This window comes from Streptomyces sp. NPDC042364 (genome assembly GCF_056437585.1).
In genome coordinates this window covers 51,636-69,220 of the sequence record NZ_JBWKAJ010000027.1, presented here as the reverse complement: position 1 = coordinate 69,220, position 17,585 = coordinate 51,636, and the positions used below count along the sequence as shown (strand labels likewise).

Sequence of the window (17,585 nt, the reverse complement as noted above, 5' to 3'; positions counted from 1 at the left end):
CTGTTCACGGCGGCAGCCGACCACACGAACCGTCCACAACGGTGGCCGTCCCGTGCGCCACGGGTGACGCACGGGACGCGGCGTCTCCCCACATCCGTTATGCGAACAGGGGTTACGTGCGGCGGGGCGGTCCCTTAGATTTCCTGCGCATTACTCAGGTGATCAGTGAGGGGACGGAGCCCTGGTATGTCCAATGCGCCCGACGTGAAATCACCGGAGACACCGGCGGTGACACCTGTCAGAGTGGTCATCGCCCTGTGCCTGTTCGCCCCGTTCGTGGCGATGCTCTGGGTCGGTTCGTACGCCAAGACGGACCCGGCGTTCATCGGCATCCCGTTCTTCTACTGGTACCAGATGGCCTGGGTGCTGATCTCCACCGCGCTCACGGCCGCCGCCTACGCGCTATGGCAGCGTGACCAGCGAGCCCGCAAGTCCCAGACGTCCGAGGACGGGGGTGTCGCGCGGTGAAGGACGGCGTGAACGGCGTGGCACTCGCCGTCTTCATCTTCTTCTTCCTGGCCGTCACGGTCATGGGTTTCATGGCCGCCCGCTGGCGCAAGGCCGAGAACGAGCACAGCCTGGACGAATGGGGCCTGGGCGGACGGTCGTTCGGCACCTGGATCACCTGGTTCCTGCTCGGCGGCGACCTCTACACCGCGTACACCTTCGTCGCCGTCCCGGCGGCGATCTACGCGGCGGGCGCGGCCGGGTTCTTCGCGGTGCCCTACACGATCCTGGTCTACCCGCTGATCTTCACTTTCCTGCCCCGGCTGTGGTCGGTCTCGCACCGGCACGGGTACGTGACCACGTCGGACTTCGTCCGCGGGCGGTTCGGTTCGAAGGGCCTGTCGCTGGCGGTGGCCCTGACCGGCATTCTGGCAACGATGCCATACATCGCCCTCCAGCTCGTCGGCATCCAGGCCGTGCTGGACGTGATGGGCGTGGGCGGTGGCGAGAACACCAACTGGTTCATCAAGGACCTGCCGCTGCTGATCGCCTTCGGCGTCCTGGCCGCGTACACCTACTCCTCCGGCCTGCGCGCCCCCGCGCTGATCGCGTTCGTGAAGGACACCCTGATCTACATCGTCATCGCGGTGGCGATCATCTACATCCCGATCAAGCTGGGCGGCTTCGACGACATCTTCGCCAAGGCGAGCGAGGCCTACGGCCAGACCAACCCCGCGACGGGCGCGCCCCGCGGGGCACTGGTCCCGGGCGACGCCAACCAGTGGACGTACGCGACCCTGGCCCTCGGCTCGGCGCTCGCGCTCTTCATGTACCCGCACTCGATCACCGCGACGCTGTCCTCGAAGAGCCGTGAGGTGATCCGTCGCAACACCACGATCCTGCCGCTGTACTCGCTGATGCTGGGCCTGCTCGCCCTGCTGGGCTTCATGGCGATCGCGGCCGGCGTCAAGGTGCAGAACGGCCAGCTCGCGATCCCGCAGCTGTTCGAGACCATGTTCCCGGACTGGTTCGCGGGCGTGGCCTTCGCGGCGATCGGCATCGGCGCCCTGGTTCCCGCGGCGATCATGTCCATCGCCGCGGCGAACCTTTTCACCCGCAACATCTACAAGGACTTCCTCAAGCCGGACGCCACGCCCGCGCAGGAGACCAAGGTCTCCAAGCTGGTGTCGCTCCTGGTGAAGGTCGGTGCGCTGGTCTTCGTCCTGACGATGGACAAGACCGTCGCCATCAACTTCCAGCTCCTCGGCGGCATCTGGATCCTCCAGACCTTCCCGGCCCTCGTCGGCGGCCTCTTCACCCGCTGGTGCCACCGCTGGGCACTCCTCGCCGGCTGGGCGGTCGGCATGATCTACGGGACGGTCGCCGCGTGGAACGTCTCCTCGCCGACCCAGAAGCACTTCGGCGGCTCCTCGGCGGAGATCCCCGGCATCGGTGAGATCGGCTACATCGGCCTCACCGCCTTCGTCCTCAATGCCGTCGTCACCGTGGTCCTCACCTTCGTCCTGCGAGCGGCCAAGGCCCCCGACGGTATCGACGAGACCAAGCCGAGCGACTACACGGCCGACGCGGGTGACGCGGGCGTCCAGGTGGAACTGCCTCCGGCGACAGCGGGTTCGAGCCACTGATCCATAGGACGTGAAGGACCCCGCGCCCCCGGGAAAGGCCGAAGCCCGTGTGCCGGGCCGAGGCCTTCCGCAGGGCAGAGGCCCCGCGACGGGCCGAAGGCCCGAAAGGGGCGCGGGGAACTGCGCGAACAACCACGGCGAACCCGCACCCGGCTACCCTGACCCCGTGACCGTCCGCACACCGATCGTCCTGGACAGCGACCCCGGTATCGACGACGCCGTAGCCCTCCAGTACCTGCTCGGCACGGGCCTGTGGGACCTCAAGGCCTACACCTCGGTCGGCGGCAACCTCCCCGCCGACGCCACCTACCGCAACGCCCGCGCCCTGGCCCGCGCCCTCCGCATCGACACCGACGTCCCGGTGCACCGAGGCGCGGGCCGCCCTCTCTCCCGCCTCCCCTACCGCGAGGCATCCGCCTTCCACGGCCCGGCCGGCCTCGGCGAGGAATCGCTGCCCGACTCCACCGCCCCGCACGCCCCGGAGTCCTCCGCGCAGGCCCTGCTGCGCCTGTCCCGCGAGTACGAGGGCGAGCTGACGGTCTGCGCCACCGGCCCGCTCACGAACGTCGCGATCGCGCTGCTGGAGGATCCCGGCTTCGCCCGCCGCGTCGGGAAGTTCGTGTTCATGGGCGGCGCCGCGCAGGTGCCGGGGAACTTCACGCCGGTCGCCGAGTTCAACATCTGGGCCGACCCGGACGCCGCCGAGATCGTGCTCTCCTCCGGCATCCCCTTCACCATGGTCGACCTGGACGCATCCCACGGCCGGCTGTTCCGCCCCGCGGACCTCGCGGCACTGGAGGCGGCGGGGCCCGGCGCAGCCCTCGCCGCCCGGCTGATGCGGACGTACATGAACGCCTACACCCGTCACGGCGGGGACGGTACGTGTCCGCTGCACGATCCGCTGGCCGTGGGGGTGTGCGGGGACGAGGCGTTCGTGACGACCGCCGAAGGGGCCGTGGTGGTGGAGTGTGCGAGCGAACTCACTCGGGGCCAGACCGTGTTCGTGCCCGCCGACGCCCGGCGGATCTACTACTCCGAGTCCCCCGCCCTGACCGCCCGCCTCCGCGCCACCGGCCGCGTCGCCCTCGGCCCGGGCCCCCACGACTTCAGCGAGCACTTCGTGACGACGCTGCCGCACTGGCCGGCGGTGGCCTGACCGACCCACCCGGTCCGAACGGCCGCCCGGTCCGAACACCTCACGCGGCGTCACAGACCCACCCGCGCCGACAATCACAAGATCAACCGTCCCTGTGGACAACCGCAGACCTGCCGACCGGCCCCTCGTGCAGACTGCGATCCATGGACATCACGATCAGGTACATCTCCCCCGACGCCTACGCCGACCTCGGCGAGATCACCACCCAGGCCCACCTCCCGGACGGACTGCTGGACTTCGGCGAGAGCGACGATTACCTCGGGGAGCTTCGGGACGTGGCGAAGCGGGCCGCCGCGGCCGAGGTGCTCGTCCCCGCGACGGACGGACGGGTGGCCGGAGGCGTGACCTTCGTCCCGGCCGGAGGCGCCATGGCCGACATCGCCGCCGCGGGCGAGGCCGAGATCCCGATCCCGGCGGGCGACCACGCGGCCCACGGCCGTGGCATCGGCGAGGCCCCGGTGCGGGCCCCGCACTTCCCGGACCTCACGATGCTCACCTATGAGTTGACGCCATGACACGCTCCGAAGTCACCACGACACAACATCTGGGGGTGGAGCGGCAGCCCAACACAAGATGTATGCTCATGCTCGCTGTCGCCGCAGGGGAATCCGGTGCGAATCCGGAACTGTCCCGCAACGGTGTACTTGCGTGCGTTCGCACGCGAGTCCAGTCCGAGGACCTGCCGACAGTGCGCCCGGCCGTCCGGTCCGGGTGCCCTGACGTCCGGGCCTCGTGGAGTGGGCCGGTGGACGCGACGCCCCCGTGCGCTCGTGTGCTGCTGCCTGCCCTCCGCAGGGCCCCGTGCCGAGCGAGGGAGAGCCCCCACGTGACCATCGCGCCAGCCGACCCGGTTTCAGCCGCCCCGGCCCACGCCGGACCGGCTTCCGCCACCCCGGCGACGGAGACCGACGGTCCCGGTGCCGCCCTGCTGCGGACCCTGACCGAGCTGACCTCCGACCTCCCCGACGCCGACCCCGGCCGGGTCGCCGCCGCCGCGCTGCGCGGCCGGTCCGCACGGGCGGACGAGACGGAGCTGCGCGAGCTGGCCACGGAGGCGGCCGCCGGCCTCATCTCCGAGGACCCCGCCTACTCGAAGCTGGCCTCCCGTCTGCTGACGATCTCCATCCGCGCCGAGGCCGCCTCCCAGGGCGTCACGACGTTCACGGAGTCCGTCGCCGTGGGCCACCGGGAAGGGCTCATCGCCGACCGCACGGCGGAATTCGCGCGCCTGCACGCCGAGCGTCTCGACGCGCTCGTCGACCCTGCCGCCGACGACCGCTTCGGCTACTTCGGGCTGCGCACGCTGCACAGCCGCTACCTCCTCAGGCACCCGATCACCCGCAAGGTCGTGGAGACGCCGCAACACTTCATGCTGCGGGTGGCGAGCGGTCTCGCGGAGGACGACACCGCTCGGTCCGTGGACGAGGTCGCCGCGCTCTACGGGCTGATGAGCCGCCTCGACTACCTGCCCTCCTCCCCCACCCTCTTCAACTCGGGTACGCGGCACCCCCAGATGTCGTCCTGCTACCTCCTCGACTCCCCGCTGGACGAGCTGGACTCCATCTATGACCGCTACCACCAGGTGGCCCGTCTCTCGAAGCACGCGGGCGGCATCGGGCTGTCGTACTCCCGCATCCGTTCGCGCGGTTCGCTGATCCGTGGCACCAACGGGCACTCCAATGGCATCGTGCCGTTCCTGAAGACCCTGGACGCCTCGGTCGCCGCCGTGAACCAGGGCGGCCGGCGCAAGGGCGCGGCCGCGGTCTACCTGGAGACCTGGCACTCCGACATCGAGGAGTTCCTGGAGCTGCGCGACAACACCGGTGAGGACGCCCGCCGTACGCACAACCTGAACCTGGCCCACTGGATCCCGGACGAGTTCATGCGCCGGGTCAACGCGGACGAGCAGTGGTCGCTGTTCTCCCCGGCCGACGTGCCCGAGCTGGTCGACCTGTGGGGCGAGGAGTTCGACGCGGCGTACCGCAAGGCGGAGGCGGACGGGCTGGCGCGGAAGACCATCCCGGCCCGTGACCTGTACGGCCGCATGATGCGGACGCTCGCGCAGACCGGCAACGGCTGGATGACGTTCAAGGACGCCGCCAACCGCACCGCCAACCAGACGGCCGAACCGGGCCACGTCGTCCACTCCTCCAACCTCTGCACGGAGATCCTGGAGGTCACGGACGACGGGGAGACGGCGGTCTGCAACCTGGGCTCGGTGAACCTGGGCGCCTTCGTCGACCCGGCGACCGGTGACCTCGACTGGCAGCGGCTGGACGAGACCGTCCGCACCGCCGTGACCTTCCTGGACCGGGTCGTCGACATCAACTTCTACCCGACCGAGCAGGCGGGTCGTTCGAACGCCAAGTGGCGCCCCGTGGGCCTCGGCGCGATGGGCCTCCAGGACGTCTTCTTCAAGCTGCGTCTGCCCTTCGACTCGGCCGAGGCGAAGGCCCTGTCCACCCGGATCGCCGAGCGCATCATGCTCGCCGCGTACGAGGCCTCCACCGACCTCGCCGAGCGCAACGGCCCGCTGCCGGCCTGGGAGAAGACCCGTACGGCCCGCGGTGTGCTGCACCCCGACCACTACGGCGTCGAGTTCACCTGGCCGGAGCGCTGGGCGGCCCTGCGCGAGCGCGTCGCGGCCGTCGGCATGCGCAACTCGCTGCTCCTCGCCATCGCGCCCACGGCGACCATCGCCTCCATCGCCGGTGTGTACGAGTGCATCGAGCCGCAGGTCTCCAACCTCTTCAAGCGCGAGACCCTCTCCGGTGAGTTCCTCCAGGTCAACTCCTATCTGGTGAAGGACCTCAAGGAGCTGGGCGTCTGGGACGCACGCACCCGTGAGGCGCTGCGCGACTCGAACGGCTCGGTTCAGGACTTCGCGTGGGTCCCGGACGACATCCGGGCGCTGTACCGCACGGCCTGGGAGATCCCCCAGCGTGGTCTGATCGACATGGCCGCCGCCCGCACCCCGTATCTGGACCAGGCCCAGTCGCTGAACCTGTTCCTGGAGACGCCGACCATCGGCAAGCTCTCCTCGATGTACGCGTATGCCTGGAAGTCGGGGCTGAAGACGACGTACTACCTGCGCTCGCGCCCGGCGACGCGCATCGCCCGCGCCGCCCAGGGCCAGGGCCAGGCACAGCCGCCCGCCCAGCCCGAGAAGACCATCCCCGTCCAGCAGGCGGCCGATCCCGATGCCGTCGCCTGCTCCCTGGAGAACCCCGAGTCCTGCGAAGCCTGCCAGTAACTCCCGCCCGCCACCCGACCACCACTCCTGGAGGACGGCGCTCCGCGCCGACTGCGATGACCACCCAGAACCTTCTCGACCCCGGCTTCGAGCTGACTCTGCGCCCCATGCGCTACCCGGACTTCTACGACCGCTACCGGGACGCCATCAAGAACACCTGGACCGTGGAGGAGGTCGACCTCCACTCGGACGTCACCGACCTCGCGAAGCTCAGCCCCGCCGAGCAGCACCTGATCGGCCGTCTGGTCGCCTTTTTCGCGACGGGCGACTCGATCGTCGCGAACAACCTGGTGCTGACGCTGTACAAGCACATCAACTCCCCCGAGGCGCGGCTGTATCTGTCACGTCAGCTCTTCGAGGAGGCCGTCCACGTCCAGTTCTATCTGACGCTGCTGGACACCTATCTCCCCGACCCGGAGGACCGGGCGGCGGCCTTCGCGGCCGTGGAGAACATCCCGTCCATCCGCGAGAAGGCAGAGTTCTGCTTCACGTGGATGGACTCGGTGGAGAAGCTGGACCGCCTGGAGTCCAAGGCGGACCGCCGTCGCTTCCTGCTCAACCTCATCTGCTTCGCGGCGTGCATCGAGGGCCTGTTCTTCTACGGCGCCTTCGCGTACGTCTACTGGTTCCGCAGCCGGGGCCTGCTGCACGGTCTGGCGACGGGCACCAACTGGGTGTTCCGGGACGAGACGATGCACATGAGCTTCGCGTTCGACGTGGTCGACACCGTCCGCAAGGAGGAGCCGGACCTCTTCGACGATGATCTCCAGCAGCAGGTGACGGACATGCTGCGGGAGGCGGTGGAGGCCGAGCTGCAGTTCGCGCGCGACCTGTGCGGTGACGGCCTTCCGGGCATGAACACCGACTCCATGCGGCAGTACCTGGAGTGCGTCGCAGACCAGAGGCTGACCCGGCTCGGCTTCGCACCGGTGTACGGCTCGGAGAACCCCTTCTCCTTCATGGAGTTGCAGGGGGTCCAGGAGCTGACCAACTTCTTCGAGCGGCGTCCGTCCGCGTACCAGGTCGCGGTGGAGGGCACCGTCGACCTGGACGAGGACTTCTAGGACCGGCTGATCGGCCGACTCCGGCCCGCCGGGGTCACTTGAGCGTGATCGCGTCCCCGGCCGAGGCGAACCGCGCGGTCGACGTCAGGCCGGGGAAGTACCAGCGCCAGCTGCCCGCCGCGTCGGCGGTCACCCTGGTGCTGAGCCGTCCGGCGCTGCCCGACTGCACCGTCTTCACGGTGGTGTAGCGGGCGGCGCCGTTCTTCTTGAACTGGAGCCGGACCGACTGCCCCTTGAATCCCTGGTACTTGAGGGTCTCCCAGTTGGCGCGGGACAGCGCGCCGGTGACGGTGACCTTCGAGCCCTTGGCGACCTTGTCGGGCGCGATGGCAGTGGTCAGCTTCGAGGCACGCTTGACCTTGTACCGGGCGATGTTGTCGGAGATCCAGTAGTCGCCGTCGTTGGCCTTGACGGTGGCGTTGACCTGCCAGACCCCGGCGACGCGATTGGAGTCGATGTCGTCGCTGTCGGCGATCCAGCCGGGGTCGACCCTCATCGTTCCTGTGCACACCGATGTCGTCGCGCTCTTCTTCTTGCAGGACGAGTCGTCGTCCCAGGTGATGAACCCGTAGCCGTTGGACCGGTTGAAGGTGCTCAGATCGGTGATCTTCTTGACGCCCGAGTTGTCCTTGACGGTGACGGCGATCGGGTACGTGATGGTCTTCGACGTCCCCACGATGACGTTCCCGCCGCCGTTGACGACCGTCTTCGTCACCCGGACGTCGCCCTTCCCCTCCGCCTGGGCCCCCGTCGCCGCCAGCAGCACCAGGGCCGCCGCCCCGCCCGCCACGGCCAGGCTGCGGCCGTGTGCGGGGCGCGTTCCGTGTCTCATGTTCCTCCCCTTTGTGGTCGGGGAGAGGCTACACACGGGAGGAGAGAGGCGTCGTAGAGATATGCGATCAGGCCGTGCCGGCGATGCGGCGCCAGGCGGAGCCGCGGGTACGCCGCTCGGGCCGCACCCCCTCGACGGCGGCCTGGCGCTCCGCCGCCTCCCTGAGCTGCCGGTCCACGCGCCGGTCGTGGACGACACCGATGACGGCGGGCAGCGCGACCAGAGCGAGCATGGCGAGTACGGCCAGTGTTCCGATGAGCGCTTGCAACTGTGTGGCGTTCATGGACACCACTGTCACGCGGAACACTCCTGACAAACAGTGGCAGTACTGCCGCACGCCCTCCAATTACTGCCACTTCCGAGGCACACTGGGGGCATGCTCAGAAACGTGGCGGCCGTCCTCCTGGACGGCGTGCACCCCTTTGAACTCGGCGTCGTCTGCGAGGTCTTCGGTCTGGACCGCAGTGACGAGGGCCTGCCGGTGTACGACTTCGCGGTCGCGTCGGCGGAGGGCCCGATCCTGCGCACACACGCCGGATTCACGATCTCGACGCCGTACGGACTGGACCGGCTCGACGAGGCCGACCTGATCGTCGTCCCGGCGGGAGAGAGCTATGTGCGGCGGATCTATCCGGCGGATCTGCTGGACGCGCTGCGCGGGGCCGCCGATCGGGGCGCCCGGGTGCTGAGCGTGTGCTCGGGGGTGTTCGTGCTCGGTGCGGCCGGACTGCTGGACGGCCGGCGCTGCGCGGTGCACTGGCGGCACTCCGACGAGCTGTCCCGGCAGTATCCGCGCGCCGTGGTGGAGCCGGACGTGCTGTACGTGGACGAGGACCCGGTGATCACCTCGGCGGGCACGGCGGCCGGCATCGACGCCTGTCTGCACATCGTCCGCAAGGAGCAGGGGCCGGAGGTCGCCAACAAGATCGCCCGGCGCATGGTCGTGCCGCCGCACCGGGACGGGGGCCAGGCCCAGTACATCGAGCGCCCGCTGCCGCGCTCGCAGTGCGACACGGTCGGTGAGGTGCTGGCGTGGATGGAGCGCCATCTCGATCAGGAGGTCACCGTGGAGCAGCTCGCGGAGCGCGCCCATATGGCGCCGCGTACGTTCGCCCGCCGCTTCCAGCAGGAGACGGGGACCACCCCGTACCGCTGGATCCTGCGTCAACGGGTGCTGCTGGCACAGCGGTTGCTGGAGGCTACGGACGAGACGATGGACACGATCGCCTGGCGCACCGGTTTCGGCACGGCGGCCACCCTGCGCCATCAGTTCGTACGGTCCCTGGGCACCACCCCGCATGCCTACCGCCGCACCTTCCGGGGCCCGGAGGCCGCCGCCTGAGAACGACGCCGGGCGCGCGTGCGGGCGGACCGCAGCCGCCCGGCGCGCGCCCGGGGTGTAGGTCCGGTGGTTCAGTCGTTCGCGACGACGGGGTAGCGGGGCTCGTTCTCGGCCATCTGCCGCAGCGCGTCCTTGCGGTCGCGCTTGGAGAGGCGGTCGATGTACAGGTAGCCGTACAGATGGTCGGTCTCGTGCTGGAGGCACCGCGCGAAGTACCCGGTGCCGCGCACCTTGATCGGGTTGCCCTTCTCGTTCTGGCCGGTCACCTCGGCGTAGTCGGGCCGGGCCAGCGGCATGTAAGCGGTCGGCACCGACAGGCAGCCCTCGTTGCTGTCGTCCAAGCGGCGCGTCTCGGCGGGCAGTTCGACGAGCTTCGGGTTGCAGACGACGCCGACGTGGCGGTTGCCCTCGTCGTCCGGGCAGTCGTACACGAACACCTTGAGGTCGACGCCGATCTGGTTGGCGGCGAGGCCCACGCCCTCGGCGGTGCGCTGGCTGGCGAACATGTCGTTGACAAGCTCGGCGAGCTCGTCGTCGAACTCGGTGACGTCTTTGCACTCCTTGTGCAGCACCGGGTTCCCGACGACGGTGATGGGCCGCGAAGTGCCGCGCTCGCGGTACGCCTGCTCGCGCTCCTCGCAGTTCTCCGTGTCGACGACGAACCCCTCGTCATCGACGGGGAGCACGCCCACGTGCTGCTGTTCGGTGTCCTGCTGAGCCATGACAGACGTACGCCTTCCTCAAAGAACAAGGGGTGAGTTGCTGATACAGGGTACGGGCAGCGCGGAGGAGGAGCGTGGCCGACCGCGTGACCGGCCGGCGACGGCGCGTGGCCCGGCGCACGACCCCGCGGCCTCCTAACAGACCTCTTCCAGATCGCGCCAGTCCCGGGAGTCCGGACTGTCCGCGACCCAGCCGTCCAGCAGCCCCCGGACCAGCGATGCCGGCGCGGCGATGCCGCACTCCCGCTCGGGCACCCACAACTGTCCGTCCGTGACGTGCCCCAGCGGCCCCGGATGCCCCGGCTCGCTGTGATCGTGCGGGTCCATGTGGTCCCCGTCGCCCTCGACGGAGGGCATCCGGGACTCCGAGCACAGCCGGCACAACAGCCGCACCGACGACGACCAGTCCTCCGCGGCGAAGCCCGCGTCGGCCGCGAGCCGCTCCAGCGCGTCCCGGTCGGACTCCGTGGCGGCCTCCAGCAGCACCACCCAGGTGGGCACCGGCGACGGTGCCCACAGTTCGATCTCGTCGAACACCGGGTACGCGTGTCCGGCGGCCGTGGTCCGCTCTCCGTGCGGTACGCCGTCGTGGAGGACGACCTCGCCCCAGCGCCGCCCGGACGACGGCAGCGGAATGGAGAGCACCTCTATACGCGCCGGGTCTAGCCTGCGCCCCCACACGACCTCGGCCTCGCCCTCCGGTGAGAGCCGTACGGCCGCGCTGCCCAGGTCCATGCCGACCGGCTCACCGGTGTCCGCGGCACCCCCGGGCTTCGGCCGGCCCGAGCCGCCGGGCATCCGCAGTCCATAGGCCTGCCAGGCGCGGCGTGCGAGGGGCCAGTCCTGCAGGGCGGTGGCGGCGATGCCCACGTTCCACCAGTCGGGCGCCCCGGTCTCCCGGTCGAGCAGCGCGACGGCCCTGAGCCCGGCCGCTCTGGCCTGCTCCCAGTCGTGCCGGAACTTGTGCAGCAGGGCGAGGTTGAACCAGGACTCGGACAGCCACGGCTCCAGGTCCGCGGCACGGGTCAGCAGCGCTCCCGCGTCCTCGTAACGACCGTCGCCGATGAGCGTGAACGCCCGGTCGGTGGCCTGCCGCCACGAGGCGGAGGGCCGATGCCGTCCCTTGCCGAAGATCCTCACGATTCCCGCCTGCCAGTTACGGTTCCCGCCTGCCGATTCCGTGGAGTGGGCCGGCCGTCGCCCCCGGTACACCCTCTCCCTCGCATCCAACCACGGACGGAAGGAGAGCCGCTCATTACCCATGGGTTACCCCACGACGGGCAAGGTCAGACCGTCTCGTACGACCACCCTGGCGAGCGATTCGACCACCTCGGGCTGAAGTCGCGTGCCGTCGCGAGCCGCAGCTCCTCCAGTGCCCTGAGCGTTCCTCCCGGGCCCTGCTTCCCGTGTCTTCTCCTCGTATGCGTGCACCACCCGGACGATCCGCGCGCCGACCGGCTGCTCACGGTACGGATCGGCCTGGCCCTCCACCACCACGGCGACCTCGGCGTCCACCCCGGTCTGCAGTACGACCGCGCCGCCCGGCAGCGCGATACGGCGCTGCTGGGCCGCCGGGAGACCGACGGTGCCGGCCCGCACCGGGTCGACCGGTCCGCGTACGGGCCGACGACGGCGATGTGGCCGGTTCCGCGGCGGATGGCCACCTCGCGGAGTGCGCCGGACGCGGACCGGTCGGCCATGCGGCGGCTGACGCCGAGCGTCGCGAGGCCGACGACCCGGCCGGACACGACTGAGCCCGCTCCGGAGGCGGCCGGACGGCCGCGCCCGGAACGGGCTGAGTTCTGGATCGGCGCTGGTGCTCAGGACTCCTGCGGAGTCGTCGGAGCGGCCGTCACCTCGTGCTCGGGGACGGTCTGCCCGGAGCGGATCAGCTCGATCCGCCCCATCACCTTGGCCCGCAGATCGGTCGGCACGTCGTCCTGCCCGCAGCACCGCTTGACGAGCTTCTTGACGGCCTGTTCGAGACCGTACTTCTCCAGGCACGGCGAGCACTCCTCGAAGTGGTGCTCGAACTTGGTGCAGTCGGCGTCGGGCATCTCACGGTCGAGGAACTCGTAGAGATGATCGAGGATCTCGCTGCAATCCGTCTCGTGCGGCTCTCCGCAGCTCATGAGCCCGAGCCTTTCGCTTCGTTCGACTCTCCGGCGCCGGCCGGGACCAGCCCGCGGTCACGGGCGTAGTCCTCGAGCATGCCGCGCAGTTGACGGCGGCCCCGGTGCAGCCGGGACATCACCGTACCGATGGGTGTCCCCATGATGTCGGCGATCTCCTTGTACGCAAAGCCCTCGACATCGGCGAGGTACACGGCGATGCGGAATTCCTCGGGAATCGCCTGCAGCGCTTGCTTCACGTCCGAGTCGGGCAGGTGGTCGAGCGCCTGCGACTCGGCCGAGCGCAGCCCCGTCGACATGTGCGACTCGGCGCGCGCCAGCTGCCAGTCCTCGATCTCCTCGGCCGCACTGCGCTGAGGTTCACGCTGCTTCTTGCGGTACGAGTTGATGAAGGTGTTCGTGAGGATGCGGTACAGCCAGGCCTTCAGGTTGGTGCCCTCGCGGAACTGATGGAAGGACGCGTACGCCTTCGCATAGGTCTCCTGCACCAGATCCTCGGCGTCGGCCGGGTTGCGCGTCATGCGCAGCGCGGCCGAGTACATCTGGTCGAGGAACTCCAGCGCGTCCCGCTCGAAACGAGCGTTGCGGTCCGCGGCGGTCTCCGTGCCCTCGGGCTGCTCCGCCTGGCCCCGTTCGGTCCCTGCGTCGGTCCCAGTGACCGGACCCACCTCCTCCAGTGTCTGTGCGGTGCCGAAACCGGTACCACCAGATTCGGAGGATAGACGACGATCCGCACCCGCCGCCGCCCGAACTGAGGCGCTCTTCGCCGCGTGCAGCACCGTCCAGTCCAGGTCAGCGCGGCTGCTGCGGGTCGGGCAGATGGTCGAACCCATGCGGCGGACTTCCTCTCGTACGACGGTCAGCACGGTCTCGCGCTGTCTGATCCGGACAACAGAGGACTGTCACGCGGCATTCCCGCTCTCCCACCGACTCCTTACCGAGTGACACATTCCACTCGCCTCGGCGGGCCGCCTCAGTACGTGGGGCCCAGCGACCCGATCCACTCCACGACACCGTCGGTGATCACCTTCAGTGCCGCCTCCTGGTCGAGGGGCGCCCGCTTCGGTACGGCGAAGCCGTGATCGCCGTACGGCACCTCGACGAGTGTGTGGGGTCCCTGCGGGAACTCCTCCGGCCTCCCGAACGGATCGTTCCCGCCCTGGACGACGAGCGTCGGCACCCCGGCGTCGAGCAGCTCGACTGCGCGGGACTTCTCCGGCTTGCCCGGCGGGTGCAGCGGGAAACTCAGCGCGAGCACGGCCGCCGCGCCCAGCTCCGTCGCCGTACGGCAGGCCACCCGGGCCCCGGCGCTGCGGCCGCCCGCGATCACGGGCAGTGCCGGCTTCACCAGCGCGGGCCACAGTCCCCGCCAGCCGACGTCCAGGGTCTTCGGGGCGGGCGCGAGCTTCCTGCCGGCCACCCGCCAGGGCTGCTCGACGAGCGCGACGGTCACCCCGTGCGCCGGGAGGACCGCGGCGAGGGCCTGGAGGTCGCGTGCCTCGACACCGCCGCCCGCACCATGGCCGACGGCGACGACCCATCGGGCGTCCCGGGCCTCGTGCCAGGTGACACGGGCCGTGCCGGCCTCGGTGTCGATCTCTTCTCTGATCCCGTTCACGTCAGAAGAGTGTGCCCTCCTCGGGGCCCTCCAGCTCCTTCAGCAGCTCCGGGGTGTTGTTGCGGACGTTGCTGACGGCCGTGGAGACGGGGTAGGCGCGCATCAGCCCGGCGGGCGGCGGCTCCAGCAGGCCGCGCAGGTCGTCGGGGTCCGTACGGGCCGGGTCCAGCCAGCCGTCCCAGCGGTCGGGTGTGAGCATCAGCGGCATCCGGGGATGGATTTCCGCCAGCGTGTACGGGCCCTCCGCCGGCGCCACGGCCAGCGGGGTCGTCTCGGCCTCCGTCGTGATCACCGAGCAGGTGACCCACCAGGCCCGGGGATGGTCGTCGGGCAGGGTCTTGTCCCGCCAGAACTCGTACAGCCCGGCCATGGCGAAGACGGACCCGTCGGCGGGGAGCACGAAGTACGGCTGCTTGCGCGGCCGCTTCTTCCTGCCCTCGACCTCCAGATCCCGCTCGTGCTTGCCGGTGACCCATTCGTAGTAGCCGTCGGCGGGCAGGATGCAGCGCCGGGACGCGAAGGCGCGGCGGTACGAGGGCTTCTCGTGGACGGTCTCCGCGCGGGCGTTGATCATCCGGGCGGCGCCCTCGGGGTTCTTGGACCAGGACGGGACGAGCCCCCACTTCAGCCTGCGCAGCTGGCGGACCGGCCGCTTGTCGTCGGTGTCCTTGAGGGGGCGGTCGAGAACCGCGTAGACCTCCTTGGTGGGGGCCACGTTGTAGTCGGGCTCCAGGGTCTCCTCCGGCTCCCACTTCTCGATCTCGAAGACTCCCGCGAGATCCTCCGGCCTGCGACTCGACGCGTACCGCCCGCACATCTGGAACCACCCCTCCGACCTGCGCAAACACCGGCCCTTGCAACCGGACACCTCCAAGGGTGGCAGACCGTCGGCGGGTTGCGGGACGAGCCGGCGTCACCCGGTGCCGGGTCCGTCGGGCGAGCGACGGCGGCGGCCGAGCGCCTGCCGGGCACCCCACCGCTCCCCCCTGCGACCTGCCCGTCCGACCTCAGGAACGATCCCCGTCACCCCGGCGTCTGACATACGTCCGCCCCTGAGTGCCACACTTCCAGATCCGACGCGACCCGGAGGAGCCACCACCGACCATGGAAAGCACCGCAGCCACCTCGCTGGCCAGCCTGTGGGACGAGGTCTTCGGCATCCAGCCCGACCCCGACACCTGGGTCGTCATAGCCACCGCGGTGGCCGCGCTCGCCGCGGTCGTCCCGCACGGTGTCTGGCGGCTCTCGCGCAACGCCATCACCATCGCGCACGAGGGCGGCCACGGCCTGGTGGCCCTGCTCACCGGCCGCACCCTGACCGGCATACGCCTCCACTCCGACACCAGCGGCCTCACCGTCAGCCGTGGCAAGCCCACGGGTCTCGGCATGATCCTCACCGCGGCCGCCGGCTACACCGCTCCCCCGCTCCTCGGCCTCGGCGGCGCCGCCCTCCTCGGCTCCGGCCGCATCACGCTGCTCCTCTGGCTCGCCACGATCCTCCTGGTGGCCATGTTGATCATGATCCGGAACGCCTACGGCGCCCTTACCGTCGTGCTCACCGGCGGCACGTTCGTCGTCGTCTCCTGGCTCGCGGGCCCCCAGGTCCAGGCGGCCTTCGCGTACGCGGTGGTGTGGTTCCTCCTCCTGGGCGGTGTGCGCCCCGCCTTCGAACTCCAGGCCAAGCGACGCCGGGGCGGAGCGGGCGATTCCGACGCGGACCAGCTCTCCCGCCTGACGCATGTGCCGGCGACGGTGTGGCTGCTGATGTTCCACGTGGTGTCGGTGTGTGCGCTGCTGGGCGGCGGCAGGTGGCTCCTGGGGCTGTGACCGGCGTGCGGTGCGACGCCCGTCGGGGTGCGTCCCGGGCCCCCGGACGGCACCACGTGAGCAGTTACCGCGACCCCGCCTCCCGCCGACGCCGATCACCAGGCGGCCATACCGCGCGATCAGCCACAACGGGCGCGCACCCGACAAGCGACGCACGTCATCCGGCTGAGCCCGGCGGAGCGAACCCCCACTAAAGTGGGCCCATGGCCCTGAACGCACAGCCCGCCCTCTGGCCCGCCCCGCACGCGAGCGGAGCCGTCGACGCGACGGTCCACGTGCCCGGGTCCAAGTCCGTCACCAACCGCGCCCTCGTCCTGGCCTCCCTCGCCAGCGAGCCGGGCTGGCTGCGCCGCCCCCTCCGCTCCCGTGACACCCTGCTGATGGCGGCCGCCCTGCGTGCGATGGGTGTCGGCATCGAGGAGACGGTGTCGTCCAGCTCCTCCGCCACGAGCGGCTCAGCGGTGTCCGGCGAGGCCTGGCGGGTCCTCCCCGCGGGCCTGCGCGGCCCGGCCACGGTCGACGTCGGCAACGCGGGCACGGTCATGCGATTCCTGCCCCCGGTGGCCGCCCTCGCCGACGGCCCCATCCGCTTCGACGGCGACCCGAGGTCCTACGAGCGCCCCCTGAACGGCGTGATCGACGGACTGCGGGCGCTCGGCGCCCGGATCGACGACGACGGCCGCGGTGCGCTGCCGCTGACGGTCCACGGCAGCGGCGCCCTGGACGGCGGCCCGGTGGAGATCGACGCCTCGTCCTCCTCGCAGTTCGTGAGCGCGCTGCTGCTGTCCGCGCCGCGCTTCAACCAGGGCGTGGAGGTCCGTCACATCGGCTCCACCCTGCCCTCCATGCCGCACATCCGGATGACCGTCGACATGCTGCGCTCGGTCGGCGCCCAGGTGGACACCCCGGAGTCGGGCGGCGAACCCAACGTCTGGCGGGTCACACCGGGCGCGCTGCTCGGCCGTGATCTGACGATCGAACCGGACCTGTCCAACGCCCAGCCGTTCCTCGCGGCGGCCCTGGTGACCGGCGGCAAGGTCGTGATCCCCGACTGGCCCGCACGCACCACCCAGCCCGGCGACCAGCTCCGCGAGATCTTCACCGAAATGGGCGGCTCCTGCGAACTCACCGAGTACGGGCTGGTGTTCACCGGCTCCGGCGCGATCCACGGCATCGACGTGGACCTCGGCGAGGTGGGCGAACTGACCCCCGGTATCGCGGCGGTCGCCGCCCTCGCCGACTCCCCGTCGACCCTGCGCGGCGTCGCCCACCTCCGGCTCCACGAGACGGACCGTCTGGCCGCGCTCACCAAGGAGATCAACGAGCTCGGCGGCGACGTCACCGAGACCGCCGACGGCCTCCACATCCGCCCGCGCCCGCTGCACGGTGGGGTCTTCCACACCTACGACGACCACCGCATGGCCACCGCCGGTGCGATCATCGGCCTGGCGGTGAAGGGCGTACAGATCGAGAACGTGGCGACGACGGCCAAGACGCTGCCCGACTTCCCCGAACTGTGGGCCGGGATGCTCGGGAACTGACAGGC

General features: G+C 70.4%; 16 protein-coding genes, 2 pseudogenes and 1 riboswitch. Of the genes and pseudogenes, 9 read left to right on the top strand and 9 right to left on the bottom strand.

Translation table 11 applies throughout. The features are described 5' to 3' along the window. Window positions 1-186 precede the first annotated feature (186 nt). The 6 genes and pseudogenes from AC067N_RS34900 (at window position 187) to AC067N_RS34875 (ending at window position 7,566) form a co-directional block, all read left to right on the top strand. Complete coding sequence (locus tag AC067N_RS34900; protein WP_478682951.1) at window positions 187-468, top strand: DUF3311 domain-containing protein; 282 nt, start codon at window positions 187-189, stop codon at window positions 466-468. Then, window positions 465-2,093: a monocarboxylate uptake permease MctP gene (gene mctP, locus AC067N_RS34895; RefSeq protein ID WP_478682950.1), complete on the top strand. Its 1,629-nt coding sequence runs from the start codon at window positions 465-467 to the stop codon at window positions 2,091-2,093. The genes AC067N_RS34900 and mctP overlap by 4 nt, the downstream gene beginning before the upstream one ends. A gap of 166 nt (window positions 2,094-2,259) precedes the next feature. After that, a complete protein-coding gene (locus AC067N_RS34890; RefSeq protein WP_478682949.1) occupies window positions 2,260-3,249 on the top strand; it encodes a nucleoside hydrolase in 990 nt (329 codons plus the stop codon). A gap of 143 nt (window positions 3,250-3,392) precedes the next feature. Then, window positions 3,393-3,716, top strand: a pseudogene (locus tag AC067N_RS34885) (GNAT family N-acetyltransferase); the annotation flags it as partial. A gap of 110 nt (window positions 3,717-3,826) precedes the next feature. Continuing rightward, window positions 3,827-3,950: riboswitch (cobalamin riboswitch) on the top strand. A 125-nt stretch (window positions 3,951-4,075) separates the two neighbouring features. Beyond that, window positions 4,076-6,502 (top strand): ribonucleoside-diphosphate reductase subunit alpha, encoded by a 2,427-nt coding sequence (locus AC067N_RS34880; protein WP_478682948.1) that lies wholly within the window; start codon window positions 4,076-4,078, stop codon window positions 6,500-6,502. 56 nt (window positions 6,503-6,558) lie between these two features. Further along, complete coding sequence (locus AC067N_RS34875; RefSeq protein WP_478682947.1) at window positions 6,559-7,566, top strand: ribonucleotide-diphosphate reductase subunit beta; 1,008 nt, start codon at window positions 6,559-6,561, stop codon at window positions 7,564-7,566. Between the two features lie 34 nt (window positions 7,567-7,600). Here AC067N_RS34875 and AC067N_RS34870 read toward each other — a convergent pair whose 3' ends face one another. Beyond that, window positions 7,601-8,398, bottom strand: coding sequence for a hypothetical protein (locus AC067N_RS34870; RefSeq protein WP_478682946.1), 798 nt, complete (start codon window positions 8,396-8,398; stop codon window positions 7,601-7,603). 67 nt (window positions 8,399-8,465) lie between these two features. Continuing rightward, window positions 8,466-8,681 (bottom strand): hypothetical protein, encoded by a 216-nt coding sequence (locus AC067N_RS34865; RefSeq protein WP_478682945.1) that lies wholly within the window; start codon window positions 8,679-8,681, stop codon window positions 8,466-8,468. A 93-nt stretch (window positions 8,682-8,774) separates the two neighbouring features. Between AC067N_RS34865 and AC067N_RS34860 the strand changes: the two genes are divergently transcribed. Continuing rightward, window positions 8,775-9,740 carry a helix-turn-helix domain-containing protein gene (locus AC067N_RS34860; RefSeq protein ID WP_478682944.1) on the top strand — a complete coding sequence of 322 codons (966 nt, stop codon included), beginning with the start codon at window positions 8,775-8,777 and terminating at the stop codon, window positions 9,738-9,740. 71 nt (window positions 9,741-9,811) lie between these two features. On the opposite strand, the gene def is transcribed toward AC067N_RS34860, so the two are convergent. From def to AC067N_RS34825, 7 genes and pseudogenes are all read right to left on the bottom strand, one after another. Beyond that, on the bottom strand, window positions 9,812-10,462 hold the full coding sequence (gene def, locus AC067N_RS34855; RefSeq protein WP_478682943.1) for a peptide deformylase: 651 nt from the start codon (window positions 10,460-10,462) through the stop codon (window positions 9,812-9,814). A gap of 135 nt (window positions 10,463-10,597) precedes the next feature. Next, on the bottom strand, window positions 10,598-11,602 hold the full coding sequence (locus AC067N_RS34850; RefSeq protein WP_478682942.1) for a tetratricopeptide repeat protein: 1,005 nt from the start codon (window positions 11,600-11,602) through the stop codon (window positions 10,598-10,600). Window positions 11,603-11,728: 126 nt separating this feature from the next. Continuing rightward, window positions 11,729-12,070, bottom strand: a pseudogene (locus tag AC067N_RS34845) (metal-dependent phosphohydrolase); the annotation flags it as partial. Window positions 12,071-12,282: 212 nt separating this feature from the next. Further along, window positions 12,283-12,594, bottom strand: a complete 312-nt coding sequence (gene rsrA, locus AC067N_RS34840; protein WP_478682941.1) for a mycothiol system anti-sigma-R factor — start codon at window positions 12,592-12,594, stop codon at window positions 12,283-12,285. Next, on the bottom strand, window positions 12,591-13,262 hold the full coding sequence (gene sigR, locus AC067N_RS34835; RefSeq protein ID WP_478682989.1) for an RNA polymerase sigma factor SigR: 672 nt from the start codon (window positions 13,260-13,262) through the stop codon (window positions 12,591-12,593). The genes rsrA and sigR overlap by 4 nt, the downstream gene beginning before the upstream one ends. A gap of 305 nt (window positions 13,263-13,567) precedes the next feature. Further along, complete coding sequence (locus AC067N_RS34830) at window positions 13,568-14,203, bottom strand: alpha/beta hydrolase family protein (RefSeq protein WP_478682988.1); 636 nt, start codon at window positions 14,201-14,203, stop codon at window positions 13,568-13,570. Window positions 14,204-14,213: 10 nt separating this feature from the next. Beyond that, window positions 14,214-15,029 carry an SOS response-associated peptidase gene (locus tag AC067N_RS34825; protein WP_478682987.1) on the bottom strand — a complete coding sequence of 272 codons (816 nt, stop codon included), beginning with the start codon at window positions 15,027-15,029 and terminating at the stop codon, window positions 14,214-14,216. Between the two features lie 287 nt (window positions 15,030-15,316). Here AC067N_RS34825 and AC067N_RS34820 point away from each other — a divergent pair, with 287 nt between their 5' ends. Both AC067N_RS34820 and aroA read left to right on the top strand, forming a co-directional pair. After that, window positions 15,317-16,039 carry a M50 family metallopeptidase gene (locus AC067N_RS34820; protein WP_478682940.1) on the top strand — a complete coding sequence of 241 codons (723 nt, stop codon included), beginning with the start codon at window positions 15,317-15,319 and terminating at the stop codon, window positions 16,037-16,039. A 203-nt stretch (window positions 16,040-16,242) separates the two neighbouring features. Next, window positions 16,243-17,580: a 3-phosphoshikimate 1-carboxyvinyltransferase gene (gene aroA / locus AC067N_RS34815; RefSeq protein WP_478682939.1), complete on the top strand. Its 1,338-nt coding sequence runs from the start codon at window positions 16,243-16,245 to the stop codon at window positions 17,578-17,580. Window positions 17,581-17,585 lie beyond the last annotated feature (5 nt).